This window comes from Exiguobacterium sp. SH0S7 (assembly GCF_004337195.1).
Classification (GTDB): Bacteria; Bacillota; Bacilli; order Exiguobacteriales; family Exiguobacteriaceae; genus Exiguobacterium; species Exiguobacterium aurantiacum_A.
On record NZ_SJVA01000002.1, the window covers coordinates 424,760 to 443,005 of the forward strand.

Genomic DNA, 18,246 nt, shown 5'->3' on the forward strand with positions numbered 1-18,246 from the left:
GATTCACCCCGCATTCAAAAATCGTTGTAATGTAGTCGATCGACGGACGATCAACCAATCAATCGCGGCGACGACGAGGAGCGACAACCCGACGAGCGGAAAGATGATGCCGAATCCGATGATCAACACGAAGAAGACGTTCCGTTTTGTCCGACTTGGCGCAGACGGTGCCCCGCTTCTCGCGTTCGGTTTGCGCGAGTACCATAAATACACGCCGCTCACGACGACAAGCATGACGCCGAGACAAATCGCGAGACTGATCAGTTGGTTCGGTAATCCGAACTGCGTCCCTTTGTGGAGCGTGATCCCGAGCGCGACCGCCTTACCGACGATGCCGTAGTTGTCGTAGCGATAGTCAGCGAGGACCGCACCTGAATATTGGTCGAGATGAATCGTCGCCTCATCCTGAGCCCGGTCCGGATAAGCGGATAATGTGAAGACGCCATCTGACGTACTCGGTAGGCTGATCGTATAACTCGGGTCCATCCCGGCCGTTTCGGCGATCGTGTCGACTTGGTCGAGCGACAGCGGCACATAGCCGGCAACGGCGGAGTTCGGTACCGGCAACGTCTCAGCCGCCCATGGCACGTCCGCCACGTCCTCGGTCTTCACGTTTGATGTCGGTGTCTCACCGCCCCAAATCGACGGCGGATAGCCGACACCGGCGTTCGTCGCAATTGATTGGAAGTTCGCTCCCCAAAAGCCGGACCACGGAAGACCGGTCAAGACGAGAAAGAGCAGTCCGGCCGTCACCCAAAATCCAGGGACGACGTGAAGGTCGCGCCGGAAGATCCGCTTGCCTTTCGTCAAACGCGGATATAACGTCCCCGGTGCTTGTAGTCCGTTTCGTGGCCAAAATAGATACAGCCCCGTCGCCATCAAGACGATCGTCCAGCAGGCGACGAGCTCGACGATGCGGTCACCGATTGTCCCGATCATCAATTCGCCATGGATCAATTCGACCTGGCTCATGAATCGATCGGCGTTCAATTGACTCCCGATGATTTCGCCTTTGTAGGGATCGACGAACACCGTCGTCGCCCCGTCTTCCGTCATGAGGCGGAACTCGGTCGAGCGGTCGGCCGATTCGCCAGGCCGATAGCGTGTGACCGGTGCGTCCGGATACTCGGATTGGACCCTATTGAACAATTCGGTCGCACTCATCCGTTCTCCGGCCGGTTCGACTTGATAGTAGTCGGCGTAGAGTACTTGCTCGATTTGTGGCTTGAACAAATAAACGGCCCCTGTGACCGCGAGCACCAACAAGAACGGTGCGATGATGAGTCCAGCGTACAGATGCCAACGCCAAACGGCACGGTACCAGTCACGCCCTGATGAAGATGATGTCATAAACTTTCCCCCGGTTATGTATTGTGTCCAATATGTGAACAAATCAATTGTACTCACTCACACTTATTGTGACCGCTTACTTTGTGTCTGTTATTCGTCTATCCAGCGAAATAAACGTGAAGTTAGATTCATCGAAATCACACAACACATGCGTTGATTTGTAAAATGAAAGCCCCTTATTGGCGACCTTCAGGAGAAAAATAAGCACACAAAAACCGCTTCTACGCATTGGTAGAAGCGGCTGTTTGATTATACGCCGAGAATCGCGAACGAGACACCGACGACACCGATGAGCGCCATCGCGTAAACTGGTACGCGCGGCATTTCACCGTTGTTATCGAGCGCCTTCCCGAACATGAAGAACACGAGCGGGTGGACGAGGAACGGCATCGAGAAGATGAGCGGGATGAGAAGCGACGCTTCTGTCCCGAACATACCGCCTTGGACCGCTGCGAAGAGACCGAAGTGCGAGATCGCTGACGATTGCGCCATCGTCGTGTAGTCGAACGCGATCGTACTGAAGCTGAGGATGACGAGACCACCGAAGACCGCCATCATCTGCCAACCGAACGAGAACTGCATGAGCGCCTTCACTTCTTTGAAGTCCTCACCGTTCGCACCGCGCAAGTTTTTAAGTGCGAGTGCCGTCAAGACGAGACCGACCAAGACGATGATCGCCGTCGGCCAGATCCAGAGCGCCCCATTGTCGGCACTGACTGCCAAGATCGAGAACACGAAGATGTGACCGAAGAACGGGATGTTGATCATGATTGGCGCACGTTTTGCCGCCACTTGACCGAAGTCACCGGCCGTACATGCACCTGTGAGACCACTGTGCGAGAGTGATCCCGCCATCCCTGGTGCGAGGTTACGGATATGCCCCGTGCGTGCGAACCACATGAGGAGCGCGATCCCACCGAACATCCAGAACAATTGACCGAAGAAACCGTAAACGAGAATCGAGTTCATGCCTTCGATGGCGAAGGCGTCACCGATTCGTGATCCACCGACCATGAAGTTGGCCGCCAACACGACCGGGATCCCGGCGAACAAGAGCGCGCGGACGGTCGGTCCGTACGTCCAGTTTTGGAAGATGGCACCGAGTGCTGATGACAGAAGCATCGCAAAGAAGATTTGCGGCAAGGCGATGACCGGTTGAACAGCCATAGCGATCGCGTACGAGATGAACAAGATGACGAGAAGTAACGACGTCTCGATCAAGCCTTTCTTCATATAGACGTGCTTGTCGTCGATCTGTGCTTTATGGTCGATCAAGAGGAACGATGCCGCGAGACCGATCAACGCGAGGATCGGGTAGTAGAGCGTGATGCCCTCTGCCGCTCCCGGTTGGATCATCATGCGGAAGAACCCTTCGAGTCCGACGAGCAAGAAGAACGAGCGAACGATGAAGATGAACTGCGTGCGCCCTGTTCCGAGGAACATCTCTTCTGTCGACGGGACGACGATGTCTTTCATATCGAGCTCTTGCTTGCTTAAGATCTTACGAAGCTCTTGCCCACCGACGAAGAACGAGACGACGAGCGCGATGATCGTCGTGCGCGATAGGAAGTCGACGAGCGGGAACTCAGGGAGACCCGGTGTCGCGATGCCCATCTCGACCATGGCGAAGCCGAGACCAAGGCCGAAGATGACGATGACGAGGATTGGTGAGAACCGTGAACCGGCCACGACCATCCGTGATAAAATGACCATCGGGATGATGAAGGCCACGAGTAACCAGAATTGGTTGAGTAATTGCATTTGCGATAATTGCTGAACGATTTCCATGAAGTAACCCCTTATACATTTTTTTCACACTGTTTCGAAGTTTACAGGATTGAACATTCTGTGACAAGGGGGTGTGACGTATTGTAAACTTTGAAAGCGGAACCAACTGAAATGGTTCCGCTTTCGGTTAGGTATTCGGTTGGCGAAGGCCCCAGATGCCCTTATTTCCCGTGGCATAAAACAAGTCATCTTTCCCCGCGAAGCTAGCCGAATCGCTCGAATGGGCCCGAATCTGTTTATTGACGTGAGCCTTCCAATCTTTATAACGATCGAGTTCAAGTTGATAGTAAGAGCGCTCGATGTATTCATAGATTTCTTTCAATGACGCCGTCCCACCGTAGTGCTGGAGGGCGAATTGGATTTTGCGAAGTAGCATTCTATTCAATTTAATCTCTCCTTATTATATATGTAGTAAGAACATGGTTTATTTATCCATACCCTTTCTAAAAAAGTTACAGGTTTTTAGGCTGTTTTCCTTTATACTAACAATATAGTCACACATATTATTTTCTAGAAAGGATTTTACTATGAATCACAAGATTTATGAGAATGAGCAAGACATTCTAAAAGAAGTTTCTGCCAATCACCAACTATCTCCTAACCTACTTCAAAACGTTCTCACTACTTCAAAGGCTAATTATTACGGTGAAGCAATATCCCCTACTAAACGCCAAAAAGAATTAGAAGAAGAACTTAAATATTTAATCAAAAAAGGGGACTCATTAACCCACTCGGCTTCATCAAGCAGAAGATCCGGATTGAAGTTAGTTCGCATTCAATTAAATAATTACAAAACATACTTAAATTCACAAACAATTAATTTCGATACACACTCGGACGATAAAAACATAATTCTCATCGGTGGCTTGAACGGTGCCGGGAAAACAACGATTTTGAAGGCCGTTCGCTACTTATTATACGGTAAGCGGGGCATGACTGATGCTGAGTTTCAACAACAGTTCACGAACACCATAAATAATTCATTCTTCGAACAAGGTGGACGTGAAGCTAGTGCCTCTCTTGTGTTCGAGCCCGGGGATGGCCACCACTACGAAATAAAAGTCGTGTGGCAATACAATAGTAAGAAACAGGTTGTCTCGGAAAGCAAAACGTTCAGCAAACGCACCATTGGCGCTGCTCGTCCTAAACGGAATGAACAAATCGGGTCGCACAATGTTGATGACTTCAACCGCACCATCGACAAATTGATTCCATTTGAAGCGTCGCAATTTTTGATTTTTGATGGTGAAGAGATTCGACGGATTATTTCGTCTCGTAATTCAGCAGACTTTAAAGCAACAATTCGACGGATGAACGGGATGTCATACTTTAATGAACTGAAAGGCGATTTAGACAAAATCTATTCACGAAAAGTCAATGAACTAGCCACTGCTCAAAAGAGCACTGAGTTATTAAAATTCAACAAAAAAATCTCTGAATTAAAAGATCAATTAAGTGAACTGACGGAAAAAAGAACCAAAGCCGAAGGGCGAGTTTCCACATATAATAAACAACTTGATCAATTCAAAAAGCTTCGAAATGAGAAGCTGATGCAAAACAACGAATCACGAGAAAAATTCATCTCAACCATGAGTTCATTGACAGCTCAGCATACTCAAATCATGGAGCAAATCTCTAAACTGTTTGGTGAGCAAGGAATTCCGTCTTTTGCCCCTACAAAGATTGATGCTTTAAAAAAACGCTTAAATTTGGAACAACAATATGCTACTGATCAGCAAAGAGTTGAACAAATTTTGACGCCTTATCATCAATTTATGTCGAAACTTCTTTCTGAGCCAATCGATCCGCCCTTGACTGAAGAGCAATTACACCAAGTAGATGAAATTGGAAAAGCAATTTGGTTGTCAAAAGAGAACTATAAGGCTTCGACTTCATCAGAGAATCAACAAACTTGGCACGACCTGTCACCAAATGACCGCAGATTTATCATGGGTGTTAATGCTTCTTCTGTTAAGCAACAAATTGTTGACTTGATTAAGAAGGCAAACAACATTAAGCATTCAATTGAGTCGTTGCAACAAAAAATTGATTTGGCCCCATCGGCAATTAGTGTTGATGAAGAAGATAAAAAAATTCAAGAAATTACGGAAGTGCTCGGAAGAACGAAGAGCATTCATATGAATATCAAGAAGAAAGAACAAGAGTGCGTCCAAGAGATTCGTTCATTGGAAGCCAAGTTAAAAGGAACCAAATCCACTGCCTTAAACGCCGATGAGTTGGTAAACGATGTAGATATGTATCGTAAGATCAAAGAGGCCATCGATGAATACGCCGAAAAAGTTTTAGGCTGGAAAATCGATGTGATTAGCAGCGAATTCGATAAAATGCTGAATACGCTCATGCGAAAACAAGATGAGTTTGGTCGTGCCTTCGTCGATCGCCATAAAATGATCATTCGAATCGAGAATGAACGCGGTGCTGAAATTTCAGTCGAGGAACGTTCAGCGGGCGAGATGCAAATCATCTCATCTGCATTTATTTGGGGAATGATTAAAGCCGCTGATTTGGACTTGCCGATGATCATCGACACCCCACTCGGTCGTTTGGATAGCTATCATCGTAAAAACTTAGTAGAACATTTTTACAAGCATCTCAGTAAACAAGTTGTGATCCTGTCGACAGATACGGAAATCACACCTGAGTATGTAGAACTGATGAAAGAATACACGTCCAAGCAAATCATGTTGGATTATAACCAAAAAGAGAAGTATACATTGATTCGTGAAGGTTACTTCGAACTAGTGAAAGGATAAAATCATGGACTCAAAAGGAATTAAGCTGTCACAAGTAAGTAAAAATCGAATCGACAACATTATCAGTCACTTGGAGCACTATGTACCGAAAGAGCCGAGACCGTTTGTCGTTAAGCTCAGTTTGATGCATGGAATCGAAAACTACTCTGTCACATCCGAGCTCCCTTCTGAACTAAGTTCTGGGGCATGGGATATGGGGTCAATCATCAACGGTAACGACTACCTTCTTGCCAAACATCTCATCATCAATGAGTTGCAAGAAGAGGTAGAAGATGAAAAAATCATCCGTGACCATATGAAACGATTCATCGAATTAGGCGTAGCACATGTTGCTTCCCTTCTCGAATCCGATGATGACATTTTTGAAGAAGAGTTTTTAATCAAACTACTGTCTGCATGATCTCAGCGAATTATCGCTGAGATTTTTATTGCGGAAATTTCTAATTTTATTGAGCTGTTCGCTACTTTTGAAAAGAAGCATATGATAAACTTTACCTAATAAAACATTGTACTTTCTTTAAATTACGTACGTAATTTATTTTAAAGGAGATTGGATATGGATCCTAATTTCAGTTATAACTTCCCTGCTTTACGAGGCCATCAAGCCGAAAAAGAATATTTCGTGGTGATGTGCCCTCTTAAATTAATTCCAAAAATCTTTCTTTTTGACGAGGAAGAAGTTCCTCCACAATACCGCTCACAACGTATATTGAATAAATCTCGAGTTCCTGAAATTACAAATTATATCGTAGATCAATCAAAGGATTATGTCTTTTCTTCTTTGACTGCATCGATTGATGGTGAGATTCAATTTACTCCATTTTCAGACGAACCGAATTTTAAGGACTTAGGAAAACTCGCCATCGCGCTAGATTCACGCTTTTTAATCAACGATGGCCAACATCGACGAGCCGCCATTGAAGAAGCCCTTAAGATTATGCCTGAGTTAGGAAATGAAACGATTTCGGTCGTCTTTTTCCATGACGAAGGATTAGAGCGTTCTCAACAGATATTCTCGGATTTGAACCGTCATGCCGTGAACACTACGTCTTCGATTGGGATTTTATACGATCACCGGGATCAATTGTCACTTTTGACAAAGGAACTTGTCGAAGAGATACCGCTTTTAAAGCGCTATACAGAAATGGAAAAGACTTCGCTGTCTAAAAACTCGCCAAAACTATTGGCATTGAATCATATTTACAATGCGAATAAGCGCTTAATCAACAAGAAAAAAGGTGCGCTTTTAACTGAAGAAGACGCATTGAACATTAAAACGTTTTGGACGACTCTATGCAATAGTATTCATGAATGGGAGCAGGTATTCAATAAAGAAATCTCTCCCCGTGATCTCCGTATGATTTCAATTGCTGGTCAAGGTCTATTCATTGAAGCGGCTGCAGAAGTGGCACGTGCTTTAATTGAACATAAACCTGATACATGGACTGCATATCTTTCAAAATTCAAAGACATCGATTGGAGTCGATCGAATGAGAAAGACTGGAAAGGCCGTGCCTTCAACGAGAACGGACGAATTTTAAAAAACAACTATACGATTCGTTTAACTGCCATTCGCATTAAATCTTTACTTGGCATCGAACTTACTAAAGAAGAAAAAGACTTTGACCAACAAAAATCTAGCATGAACGTTATATAACTGTTTTGGCACGAGAGGATGATGATTTATGACACAAGGCATTATTAGTAACTTATTTACTCAGCATGAAGGAGACACGGTCTCTAGACGCTCCATTGATTTGATTAAACGAGTCTATTTAAATGACTCACGTCCATGGGTAGTTGGATTCAGCGGCGGAAAAGACTCAACGCTGACGACACAACTTATTTTTGAAGCGCTGTTGGAGCTTTCACCAGAACAACTCCATAAAAAAGTATTTATCATTTCATCTGATACATTGGTTGAGAACCCACTCGTTGTCTCAATGATTAATGGTTCGCTCCATCGGATGCAAGAAGCCGCGTTAAAATATAATCTCCCGATTGAAACTCAGAAGGTCAAACCGCTTACGGAAAAGACGTTTTGGACGAATATTATCGGCCGTGGTTACCCTACTCCTAACCAGACATTTAGATGGTGTACCGACCGATTAAAAATTGATCCAGCCAACCGTTTTATTAAAGATAAAGTTTCTAAATATGGTGAAATCATCATGGTCCTTGGTGTCCGCTCATCTGAAAGCACGAGTCGTGGTCAATCAATTAAAGATCATGAGATTTCTGGTAGCGAATTGATGCGGCACACTTCATTGGCTAATGCATATGTTTTCGCACCAATCAAAGAGTTTGTGTTAGATGATGTTTGGAGCTACCTTCTTCAAAACCCCGCCCCTTGGGGAGAAGATCATCACAAACTTCAGAAGATGTATATGGACTCAAGTAGCGAATGTCCTTTAGTCGTAGACCAGAACATCAAAGAAAGCGCCGGGTCATGTGGAAATAGTCGCTTTGGCTGTTGGACATGTACCGTCGTCAATCAAGATAAATCTTTAACTGGTTTCATTCAAACTGGTGAACATGATTGGTTGAAGCCTTTATTGAAATTCCGTAATAAGATGGTACTTATTCGAGACGATCGTTCGAAACGTATGCATAAGCGGATGAACGGTGCCTTCTACTTGCTAGAAGTTCCACACGAAATTAAAGAAGATGGTATCTATATCGCTCAAAAGAAAAAAGGTGGTCGTGCAGCCACTTCTCATAAAGTTGTAGATCGTATTGAGGACTTAACAGACGAGAGCGTTCTTGCAGTTCCGAAACGTCAATTAAGTCAGTTCATTGCGACACATAATATTGATTTGAGTAAACCAGAGGAATTCAATATTCAATTTGTCGTTCTTGAAACGAATGAAGACGGACAAGCTGTTTACTCACATCTTGGACTCGGACCGTTCACGTTAGCTACTCGAATTGAACTGATGCGTGATTTACTCATCTTACAACGTGACTTAAAAGTTCCAAACTCGGTGGAATATAAGTTGATTCAAAATGATGAACTTCGTGCAATTCGTCGTCTATGGCTTCGTGAGGGTGATTGGAAAGACACGTTACCTGGACTATATCGTGAAGTATTCGGTGTCGATTTGGATTGGGAACAAGATGATCGCCAAATCTTGACGAGTGACCAAGCAAATGACTTGGAGCTACTCTCTCAAAAGCATGGTCTTGATTTCAACATGGTTCAAAAATTATTTACGACGGCAAATGATTTTCTAGGTGTAAAAGTAAAGCGTGGATTCAATAAAGATGTCGCTGCATTATTGAGCCAAGATTATTTGAATCTGTATAAAGAGCAAGGAGATTTAAAGAGCTATGAAGATTGAATCGATTGTCCTGAGAAACATTGGAGCCTATAAGAATCAAACGTTTGATTTTACGAATCAAAACTCCAATAAAAATGTTGTTTTAATCGGAGGGAAAAATGGCGCAGGTAAAACGACATTTTTGAATGCTCTCCGCACAGGTTTATACGGGAGTCAGGCGTTTGGTATCAAAGCGCCAACTCCCTCTTACTTCCGTGAGATTGAAAAGTTAATCAATAGCGAAATTCGAGAACAGCGTGAATGGTATAACGTGAAAAAAGTGATTTCAAAGATTCAAATCACGTTCACTACGACTACGAATCAAACAACGTCTCGCTATCTGTTTGAACGGTCTTGGGGAATCGACGCAAAAAATATTAAAGAATATTTTAATATCTATCGGGACGGGAGTACCCTACCTTTAGCAGAGAAAGATCAGAGCCAAGTCTATTCATTATTCTTGGAACGAACTCCGTTATACCTCTTCAATGTCTCTTTATTTGATGGGGAGACAATTAACCAAATCATCAACGAAGGAAAACTTTCGGAATACCTTGATGACTTAATGAAAAGCGCCTTCAAGTTGGAAATTCCTGACTTATTGACGGAGACCATTGAAACGCTTGTTCGCGATGAATCGAAGACGAAACTGAGTAAAGAAAAATCAAAACGTTTGGATGAAATCAAGAATGACTTGATTGAGGCTGAACAAAAGCTTCAAAAAAATCAGATTGAAAAATCACAGGCTCTTCAGAAAATCGAAATCAGTGAAGCTGAAGTCACCTCTTTTTCTGAATCATTAAAAGCCCATGATGTAATTAGTAAAGAAGAAGAAGCGAAATTAAAAGATGACATTCGAAGACTCGAACATGAGCGTCAATTGTTGAAGCAATCGAATTCAGACTTCTTTAGTGAATATTATGCCTTTACGATTAATCACGACTTACTTAAGCAAGCTGCTGATCAAGTGGAGTCAGAATTATTAGTGCGAAGCGTTGAGGACTTAGAAAAGGTCTTCTCCGATGAGTTCTACAAAAATGTCTCGCGCAACTTAGGCGGTACCGTTCAACACGATTTGTTAAAAAATGAATTTAATGCTGCTTTAAAAATGGCGGTTCCATCCACTGAAATCATTCACGATGCTTCATTCAGCTCGAAAGCAAAAGTGGAAAATATGCTCTCGCTTGTAAATGCTCATTCATCTTCAGACCTATTGTCAAACCTCAATCGAGATGATGAAATTATCGAGGAATTGAAGACATTACGAAAAAAACTGATCATTCGAGAAGAGAATCATGTCGATTTCGAGAAGCAATTTGAAGAGCTAAATCGATTAAAAGTAAATCACCTTCACTTGAAAGAACGTTTTGAAAAAATCGTTCAAGCGGAAGATGAACTTCAAGCTCATTACTCGAGTTTAGTAGAAGAAAATGCTCTACTCAAACAAGAAATCGAGAAAATCACTTCAAAATCGAGCCTTCTTTCGCAAAACGCAAATCTTACGTTAGCTTTGCTTGAAGATTTTAGACTACAACAGCGCTACAAAGTCATTCGTAATGTTGAAGAAAATGCTTTACGGATGTTGAAAACATTGATGCGCAAAGAAGATTACATTGAGAAGTTATCGATTATGCCTGAGGACTTCTCACTCACGCTACTCTCTAAAGATCAGTCTCGAATCTCTGTGGCCACTTTGTCTTCTGGTGAGAAACAGATTCTATTGCTTTCATTGATTTGGGCAATCTTTAAAGTTTCTGAAAACCAAATGCCCTTTATTTTCGATACGTTGTTAGGTCGCTTGGACCGAGACCATCGTTATAATATTCTTCGCAACTTGCTGCCTAACTTCGGTGAACAGGTCTTGGTACTATCTACTGATTCAGAAATCAGTAAAGATTATTACGACGTATTAAAACCTTCTATTTCGAGGGAGTATAGTCTCCAATTTGATAACGAGCTTTTAGAAACACAAGTCATTCCATCGTATTTTGAATTTGAAAACGCGCAGGTGAAAACTAATGAATTACCGTCTTAAATTAACAGAGCAAACTCATCTCTACTTTAAGGAGATTTCAAACTCGACTCATATCACGCCAAATATATTGGCTCGTTTTGCCGTTGGTATTTCATTAAAGAACAAGCAAGCTCCATCCAGCATTAAGGGCCAAACGATTTCAAATTTTGAAATCAATCGCGCGACGTTAACTGGGGAGCATGACGAGATGTTCAAAATGATGATTCTTCAACATGCAAATAAGCACATTGAGGAAGAGCATTACTTCCCTGACCATTTCAACGCACACATTACTAGAGGCGCTGAAGAGCTTTATCAAATGTTTCAGTTCTCAAGAAGTACGAATCAATTCTTAAGAGAGTTATTGGCTCTACAGGAGGGGTAACATGTTATACCTAGACAACAGTTCGACAACACCTGTTTATCCTGAAGTACTTGAAGCGATGCTCCCCTACTTTCTCGAAGAGTTCGGGAATCCTTCTAGTAAGTATTATTCGCTCGCAGAGAACTCCAAGGATGCTGTTGAACAGGCTCGAGAACAGTTAAGTAAATTTTTCAACTGTTCTTCTTCAGAGCTCTATTTCACTTCGGGCGCCACAGAAAGTAACAATTGGATTTTAAAAAGTGTGAGTTCTACCCTACCTGACCATCAAGTGATTACAACGGTAGCCGAACATTCATCAAACTTGGAGATTGCCAAGTATTTGAGTGAACAGTTGAAAATTAACGTCGAGTATCTATCTGTTGATCAGTTCGGTAGAATCGATTTCTCTGAATTAGAGTCTTTATTAAAAAAACGCCCTACTTCACTCGTTTCAATCATCTGGGGAAATAACGAGTTAGGGTCATTAAATGACATTCAGAGAGCTTCTGAACTAGCTGCTCAATATGGTTCATTCTTCCACACCGATGCGACACATGTCGTCGGAAAGATGAAAATCAACCTCTCAGAACTGACGAACGTTCATTTCCTGTCTGCTTCTGCGCATAAGTTCAACGGCCCAAAAGGTGTTGGCGTCGCTTATGTGCAAAAAGATGAGGATGGCATTCCAAGAAAGCTGACACCCTTAATACATGGTGGTGGGCAAGAACAAGGCGAGCGCGGTGGAACGTTAGCTGTTCCTTTAATCGTAGGGATGGGGAAAGCCGCTGAAATGCATCAGGCATCCTTGTCTAAGAACATTCAAAAATTGCAAAAACTTGAACAGCACTTGGTTCATCTTTTATCCGAAAAGTTCGGATCAAATATTCGGTTCAACAGTGATCATACTGATAAAATACCTGGAATTGTGAATGTTCAATTTATCGGGATTAACAATGAGGTACTTGTGAAACAGCTAGCACCTGTAATGGCGGTCTCCACAGGTTCAGCATGTAGCTCAAGTAAGCCGAGTCACGTGTTACAAGCAATCGGATTAACGTTGGATGAGGTGCGATCGTCGATTAGATTCTCTCTATCTTCAAGCATTTCTCCAAAAGAATTGGATGTTTTTAAAGAACTTTAAAGAACATCACAATAAGACCGGCTCATCTTAAATTGAGCCGGTCTTTTAAGTTCAAACTTTATTAATTTTAAATGTTTCGAGCATTTCTTCTCTAGGAATGTCCTTTTTCCCGTGAATAATTGATTGTCGAATCTCTTCAATCGAATATGAACCACCACTGATTCCATATTGTTCTGGTAGATTGAGCAACAGGATGTCATCCTCCACTCGTTCTACTGACGAAATGGTCTCTTCGGTTTTAAACGACACGACTACACCTTTGTTGAAGTAATTTGCTAATTCGTTAGAAATTTCATAGTCGCCTTTCATCAGTTTCTCGACGACTGAAAGGCGCTCATTCTCAAAATCATAATCCTGATCTTTTTCACGCCACAAGTTTCCTTCGAACAACTTCTTGGCATTCGCTAAGAATAAGTGGGCAAAGAACATCCGATAGTACTGTTGAGAGAATGTAGTCTCCGTCTCTCCAACACCCAATTCGTAGTCAAAGAGTGATTTTGTCCGGACGACTTGATTCCGAGCTTTATCTAATACATTGTTCAAGTTTCTCCCGATTTTCACTTCAATCGGATAGAAGTGCATTTTTAATTTGCCTTCCGTCTCTTGAATACCAATCAAGAGTAAATCGTCTGAGTAGCTTCCTGACTTACCTAAAGCCTTTACAGTGAACGGCGAACTCGCATGGTTTAACCCAATCGCTTTTGCCACACGCAAAATTTCCTCTAGAGAGATTGGAACCCACGTGATGTCGTCGGTTGTGAACATGGCCAACGAATATTTCACAGCTGCCAACAAACTGAATTTTTCTCGACTCTTATGGATGTTTCGAGCTGTTTCATTGCTAAGCCCTTGTTGAATCATAGAGAGCAGCCATTCACCGTTAATGACGTTAAATGTTTGAATAATCTCTTTGATACTCTCATCTGTATTCAAATCAGGTTTTTCATGATTCAGATAATCTTTAATAACGGCTTGATACTGCGCAGTCTTTTTCGTAACAGTGATCGCATCATACCTATAAGAAGAAGATTGATCGTTATAGTGAATGATGATCAATTCATTATCTGGATTTCCTTGCTTTGATGAAAAATATCCCAGGTCGACAGTCGGTTCAATTAACGTGACCCAGTGGGAACTTTCATAGATATTCTGCAATTTGTAGCCATCCCTTGCATCAGTAATACTAGCCAGTGCCGTGACACCATGTGCGAATGAGCTGCTACCATTGTCTTTCATATGAACGTTCAATTCATTAAACGACTTAGCACAGCGCAAGAGTAAATCATTGTCTTCAATTTCATAACCGCGAAGTCCAAAGCCCATACTAAATTGTCCATCTTTGATGGTCGGTGCGAGCGTCGAATACAAACCACTCATCGCATTTCCGCTCTTAATGTACTCCATTTTATCGGTAATGACTTGCTCCTCACCACTCATCTTATAGAAACTAATGTGAGCATAATCAAAATCATTAAATTGTTCATTTTGAATATGATAGTGATTGATGAAGGATTGAATCTTCTCAGCCACTTCTTGAGGAGACAGAATAAAGTTGTTTGGAATGAGCGTGTATAAATACTCAAACTGCTCCCAATCGTCTTCCATGAAGTCTTTAGCTGCAAATTGATCAAAGGCACTTCTGTATCGACCAGAATCGCAATAAAGCTTTACTTCAACAGGAATCACTTCATCTTTATTTTTTTCATAGCTGTCTTTTAGTTGACGGAAAATCCATTCAACAACACCTTTTAATACCATCTCATCATTTCGGATCTCAATCACATTTAAATATAAAGGAGCTCTAACGACTTGATTTGTCTGATAAAACAGTGAGGTGAAGTGGTCTACAAACTGATTTAACTTTTCTTTGACCACTTCTGACAGGAAGCGGTCAGCCTCAGCTACAACAACCTCTTCTTTTACTCGATAAATTATCCACTCCGGTAAATTCGACTGAGCTTCTGCTTTATATGCTCTACCTTCAAACCAAAGGTATGGGGCCAGTGCATCAACACGTAAACGTTTAAGCACACTTTCCGACACTTCTTCATCACCAAGTTGAGTATTCAACTCTAACTGAAACGCAACGTTAACCGGATGGAATGGAGTGAAGTAGACGATTTCTTCTTTTTTGTTAAACAACACACCTAATTTTAAAATCGAGTGCCCGACTTCAAATAACCGGTCGGCCTCTTGAATTGATTCAATCGCTTTTACATAGGCTTCCACATAATTCAAAGCGACTCGTTTATATTCATCATCCCAATAAGCTAACATCGGGACAGTCTTTTTGATTTTAAAGTGATTTAGGAATAGATTGTACGCTTCTCTCAGCTCATAAAAAGCACCAAACTCTAAATTGACGGGACTGATGACACCTGAAGACAATACAGCTGTTTGCATGCTTTGATCAAGCCATTCCATTTCATACTCTAAAAAATCTTTATATTCATTTTGTGGATAGTAAATTTGGTTCTTTAAGATTAGTTTTCCATCCGTGCCATGGACAATCGAAGAACGCTTCTCACGTTTCTCTTTATACAATCTAATATTTGCGATTGGATGCGGTTTAGAGGCATCAACACTAAGCTTGATATTAATTGGAGTTGATTCTCCAACGCTCAACTGCAAAAATTGATCTTCTTCAAACAAATCCTGATCAAAATGATACGTGACGTTCGGTTCATCATCTACTTTTACCAGCGCTTGCTCTTGAAAAACAGGCGTTTGTGAACCGTCGCCTAATCGCAGCTCGCCTTCTTTGTTTCCTAAAATCAAATATTCGGTATCATTCCCTTTTACTCGCTTCACTTCATAAGTTCCAGCATAGTCTTTAAAGATCTCACTTGAGAATGGGAACACCATGATATTTAACTCTGAATAAAGTGTATTTTCATTTTTCACTTTATATTTCACGGTACACTGTGTAGCGTGCTGAGTTTGCGAAGAAGTGAGCGTCACATATAGATTGTTTGTTTTCACACTTGGCGTCACTTCGAGTAAAGGATTACAATACTCAATTTTGACCTGTGATTCTTCTAAACTCTTGCGAACACCCTTTCCTTCAATCACATATTTAGCTCGCAATTTGATTTCTTGCTCGTGAGACGGATTGAAGATTGCGACATAGCGCGTACGTTTTCCAGTCTTAGTTGTTTTGTGTGGTCGGTCCCAAACAACTACCGACGAATGTTCATTGACGATTGTAATTTCATCAATTTCAAACACTTTATTGTTTTTTTCAGCTTTCAGCTTGATGACATCTTGCAACGTGAGTTCATTCCAATGGTCATGCTTGAGTTTATTGACACCTTGTTCATTGAACTTTTTAGGTAATTGCGTCTCCGTCGTTTCGTTGAAATGACTATCTTGAACAAACTCAAATAAATCTCGGTTTTCACGCAGTCTCTCTCGTATTTCTTTTTTGGAAGATGTCTGCACAAACGATTCTAGCTCTTGATCATGGAAAAATCGTAACGTTAGAAAATCAGACTTTGAAAGTTCTGATTTTTGCATGAGGGATAAGATTTCTTCAAAATCAAAGAACGAGACACCTTTGAACGAGCTGAATTCTTCTTCAATTTCTTTCAAATGAAAATCAATTACTTCAACTAACGCGCCCTTACGTTCGGCCATCTGTTTTAATTCACTCTTCAGCTCTTCTAGAATTTTTTGTGGGTTCAAAGGCATTCCTTCTTTTTGAAGGTTGGCGCCACCACCATCAATACTGTCGAGCTGTCCATGATAAATCACAAGGAGTGAGCGGTTCACGCCTTCCCCTTCTTGTTCACTGACCAAGTTGCGAAGCTTAACGAAGAAATCGGGTTGAACGCCTTCGATTTGAGTTGCAATAATCAACTCGCTTGTACCGTAATCAATTGCAATTGTGCGGTATTCAGTAACACCATTGAGCTCGTACTCAAACATTTTTACTCGTTCGCTTGCTTCTTGTTCAAGATAGTCTTTCAAATATTTAACATGACTTTCTTCTTCTAGCTGCAAGTAATATTTGTCTCCAGGTTGCGGAGTGTTTACTAAAAAATGACCGTTTATTTTTTTAGTGACGTACTCATAAAATTGGTTTGACATACTGCGCCTCCCCACTATCGCTCTTCTTATCGATGACGTTTATTTTTTCTAATAATTGTAAGAGTACTGTTGATGATTCGTTATCAAAATTGATGCCTCTATGACTCAAACGCTCCAGCAGCTCTACAAATGTGATTCGATCATCTTTACAACTAACGGCACACATCAGGATCAACATTTCTTGGTTCAACGATAATACGTATCCTAGACGTCCTCGACGTTTCGTAAAGTGCGACTTTGCAATGTTCTTGACGTGATCGCCATAACGTGACTGTGCCTCTTTAGGAGTCGTAATTTTCATCGTGTTGAACAATTGTTTAACCGCTTCGTTAAATGTCACACTACGTTTCACTTGATTTTCTAAGCCAGCGTATGTGAGAATCCGTTCACTTTGCAAATCAATATCATTTAAAAATTGAATTTGGTCCGCCTCTTCTAGAGATTCAAAATACTTATAAACTTCATCGTAAGTCATGATTTTAGACTTATCTTGCTCTAATGATTGGTTATGAGAATTACAACTCAATTGTGCCATCGTCAACTCATGTACAAATATATTCTCACTAGCACTATTTAATAGTCCCATACCTGAGTTCATCGTCTTACGTCTTGAGGTAACAGTCGTTTCGTGATGAATGGTATAAAATAATTTTGATGGTTGATGCCAATTAGACGATTCAAAATTATTAATCTTAATTGTTGTCTGGGAAACAACATAGTGTAAGTAGTACTTAAGTAAATGGTTGATTTCTTTCAAAAAGTATTGAGGATGCTGTGCTAAATAAATCAAATCTTCGCCCAGTAATTTTATTGGTAACGAAGAATAAAGAGCATGCTCCACGCTATACTTCTTCTCAGTAAGATTAGGCAGTAAGTTCACAATCATTTTGTCTAACAACGTCTCATTTTGCTCAGACATAAAAATTTGTCTAATCTGTTCGATTTGTTCTTCTTCCAAAGCATGATGTGTCAAGTCTGCTAAAAAAGTCCCTAATTTTTTCTTTGTAGCAGGACTTCCTTGAATGTACATGAACATACTCGGATGAGTAACATTCAATCCGCCATCTCTTTGAAGCAGCAAATCACTGAAAAAAGTATGAATTTCATCTTCGTGTTCAGGTAAACTCTCGACTCGATCCAACACCCCTTCTAAAAGATGGTCTGTATTGAATGATTTAGCTGATAGATCTCGATTGAGAAGTCTTCTAGAGAAAGCCCCGACTTCCTTTTCCCAATCTGCGAGGGCATTTTTAATCGAATCACTCTTCCCTGTAGTAAAAGGAAGAACTTGATAAAAATTTGAGGTTTGGCGTTTTGCTATCTTTTTTCGATCCTTATCTAGAACAATCACTTGTTTCTCATCAAATATTTTTTCTGGTAATAATCTCATCATTTTACACCCACTT

At 41.5% G+C, this 18,246-nt stretch carries 12 protein-coding genes; 7 read left to right on the plus strand and 5 right to left on the minus strand.

Annotated elements, in window-relative coordinates; all coding sequences use genetic code 11:
- Nucleotides 1-3 precede the first annotated feature (3 nt).
- The 3 genes from EVJ22_RS05870 to EVJ22_RS05880 form a co-directional block, all read right to left on the minus strand.
- Nucleotides 4-1,350, minus strand: a complete 1,347-nt coding sequence (locus EVJ22_RS05870) for a PepSY-associated TM helix domain-containing protein (RefSeq protein ID WP_071399321.1) — start codon at nt 1,348-1,350, stop codon at nt 4-6.
- A gap of 249 nt (nt 1,351-1,599) precedes the next feature.
- Nucleotides 1,600-3,138, minus strand: a complete 1,539-nt coding sequence (locus EVJ22_RS05875) for a hypothetical protein (protein ID WP_131443472.1) — start codon at nt 3,136-3,138, stop codon at nt 1,600-1,602.
- A gap of 127 nt (nt 3,139-3,265) precedes the next feature.
- Nucleotides 3,266-3,514, minus strand: coding sequence for a hypothetical protein (locus EVJ22_RS05880; RefSeq protein ID WP_131443546.1), 249 nt, complete (start codon nt 3,512-3,514; stop codon nt 3,266-3,268).
- A 151-nt stretch (nt 3,515-3,665) separates the two neighbouring features.
- Between EVJ22_RS05880 and dndD (EVJ22_RS05885) the strand changes: the two genes are divergently transcribed.
- From dndD (EVJ22_RS05885) to EVJ22_RS05915, 7 genes are all read left to right on the plus strand, one after another.
- Nucleotides 3,666-5,912 carry a DNA sulfur modification protein DndD gene (gene dndD, locus EVJ22_RS05885; protein ID WP_131443473.1) on the plus strand — a complete coding sequence of 749 codons (2,247 nt, stop codon included), beginning with the start codon at nt 3,666-3,668 and terminating at the stop codon, nt 5,910-5,912.
- A 4-nt stretch (nt 5,913-5,916) separates the two neighbouring features.
- Nucleotides 5,917-6,312 carry a hypothetical protein gene (locus EVJ22_RS05890; RefSeq protein ID WP_131443474.1) on the plus strand — a complete coding sequence of 132 codons (396 nt, stop codon included), beginning with the start codon at nt 5,917-5,919 and terminating at the stop codon, nt 6,310-6,312.
- A 156-nt stretch (nt 6,313-6,468) separates the two neighbouring features.
- A complete protein-coding gene (gene dndB, locus EVJ22_RS05895; RefSeq protein ID WP_131443475.1) occupies nt 6,469-7,569 on the plus strand; it encodes a DNA sulfur modification protein DndB in 1,101 nt (366 codons plus the stop codon).
- Nucleotides 7,570-7,597: 28 nt separating this feature from the next.
- Nucleotides 7,598-9,253 carry a DNA phosphorothioation system sulfurtransferase DndC gene (dndC, locus tag EVJ22_RS05900; RefSeq protein WP_131443476.1) on the plus strand — a complete coding sequence of 552 codons (1,656 nt, stop codon included), beginning with the start codon at nt 7,598-7,600 and terminating at the stop codon, nt 9,251-9,253.
- On the plus strand, nt 9,243-11,267 hold the full coding sequence (dndD, locus tag EVJ22_RS05905; RefSeq protein WP_131443477.1) for a DNA sulfur modification protein DndD: 2,025 nt from the start codon (nt 9,243-9,245) through the stop codon (nt 11,265-11,267). The genes dndC and dndD (EVJ22_RS05905) overlap by 11 nt, the downstream gene beginning before the upstream one ends.
- Nucleotides 11,251-11,631, plus strand: a complete 381-nt coding sequence (locus tag EVJ22_RS05910) for a DndE family protein (protein ID WP_131443478.1) — start codon at nt 11,251-11,253, stop codon at nt 11,629-11,631. The genes dndD (EVJ22_RS05905) and EVJ22_RS05910 overlap by 17 nt, the downstream gene beginning before the upstream one ends.
- Before the next feature lies 1 nt (nt 11,632).
- Nucleotides 11,633-12,751: a cysteine desulfurase family protein gene (locus EVJ22_RS05915; protein ID WP_131443479.1), complete on the plus strand. Its 1,119-nt coding sequence runs from the start codon at nt 11,633-11,635 to the stop codon at nt 12,749-12,751.
- Nucleotides 12,752-12,802: 51 nt separating this feature from the next.
- Here EVJ22_RS05915 and dptH read toward each other — a convergent pair whose 3' ends face one another.
- Both dptH and dptG read right to left on the minus strand, forming a co-directional pair.
- Nucleotides 12,803-16,840, minus strand: a complete 4,038-nt coding sequence (gene dptH / locus EVJ22_RS05920) for a DNA phosphorothioation-dependent restriction protein DptH (RefSeq protein WP_131443480.1) — start codon at nt 16,838-16,840, stop codon at nt 12,803-12,805.
- Complete coding sequence (gene dptG, locus EVJ22_RS05925) at nt 16,821-18,230, minus strand: DNA phosphorothioation-dependent restriction protein DptG (protein WP_131443481.1); 1,410 nt, start codon at nt 18,228-18,230, stop codon at nt 16,821-16,823. Before dptG ends, dptH begins: the two co-directional genes overlap by 20 nt.
- Nucleotides 18,231-18,246 lie beyond the last annotated feature (16 nt).

Bases quoted from the DNA above. Each gene is read 5' to 3' on its own strand.
- dptH (WP_131443480.1), bottom strand. From the start codon at position 16,840: ATGTCAAACCAATTTTATGAGTACGTCACTAAAAAAATAAACGGTCAT.
- EVJ22_RS05915 (WP_131443479.1), top strand. From the start codon at position 11,633: ATGTTATACCTAGACAACAGTTCGACAACACCTGTTTATCCTGAAGTA.
- dndD (WP_131443473.1), top strand. From the start codon at position 3,666: ATGAATCACAAGATTTATGAGAATGAGCAAGACATTCTAAAAGAAGTT.
- EVJ22_RS05880 (WP_131443546.1), bottom strand. From the start codon at position 3,514: ATGCTACTTCGCAAAATCCAATTCGCCCTCCAGCACTACGGTGGGACG.
- EVJ22_RS05890 (WP_131443474.1), top strand. From the start codon at position 5,917: ATGGACTCAAAAGGAATTAAGCTGTCACAAGTAAGTAAAAATCGAATC.
- dndB (WP_131443475.1), top strand. From the start codon at position 6,469: ATGGATCCTAATTTCAGTTATAACTTCCCTGCTTTACGAGGCCATCAA.
- dndD (WP_131443477.1), top strand. From the start codon at position 9,243: ATGAAGATTGAATCGATTGTCCTGAGAAACATTGGAGCCTATAAGAAT.
- dndC (WP_131443476.1), top strand. From the start codon at position 7,598: ATGACACAAGGCATTATTAGTAACTTATTTACTCAGCATGAAGGAGAC.
- EVJ22_RS05875 (WP_131443472.1), bottom strand. From the start codon at position 3,138: ATGGAAATCGTTCAGCAATTATCGCAAATGCAATTACTCAACCAATTC.
- EVJ22_RS05870 (WP_071399321.1), bottom strand. From the start codon at position 1,350: ATGACATCATCTTCATCAGGGCGTGACTGGTACCGTGCCGTTTGGCGT.
- EVJ22_RS05910 (WP_131443478.1), top strand. From the start codon at position 11,251: ATGAATTACCGTCTTAAATTAACAGAGCAAACTCATCTCTACTTTAAG.
- dptG (WP_131443481.1), bottom strand. From the start codon at position 18,230: ATGAGATTATTACCAGAAAAAATATTTGATGAGAAACAAGTGATTGTT.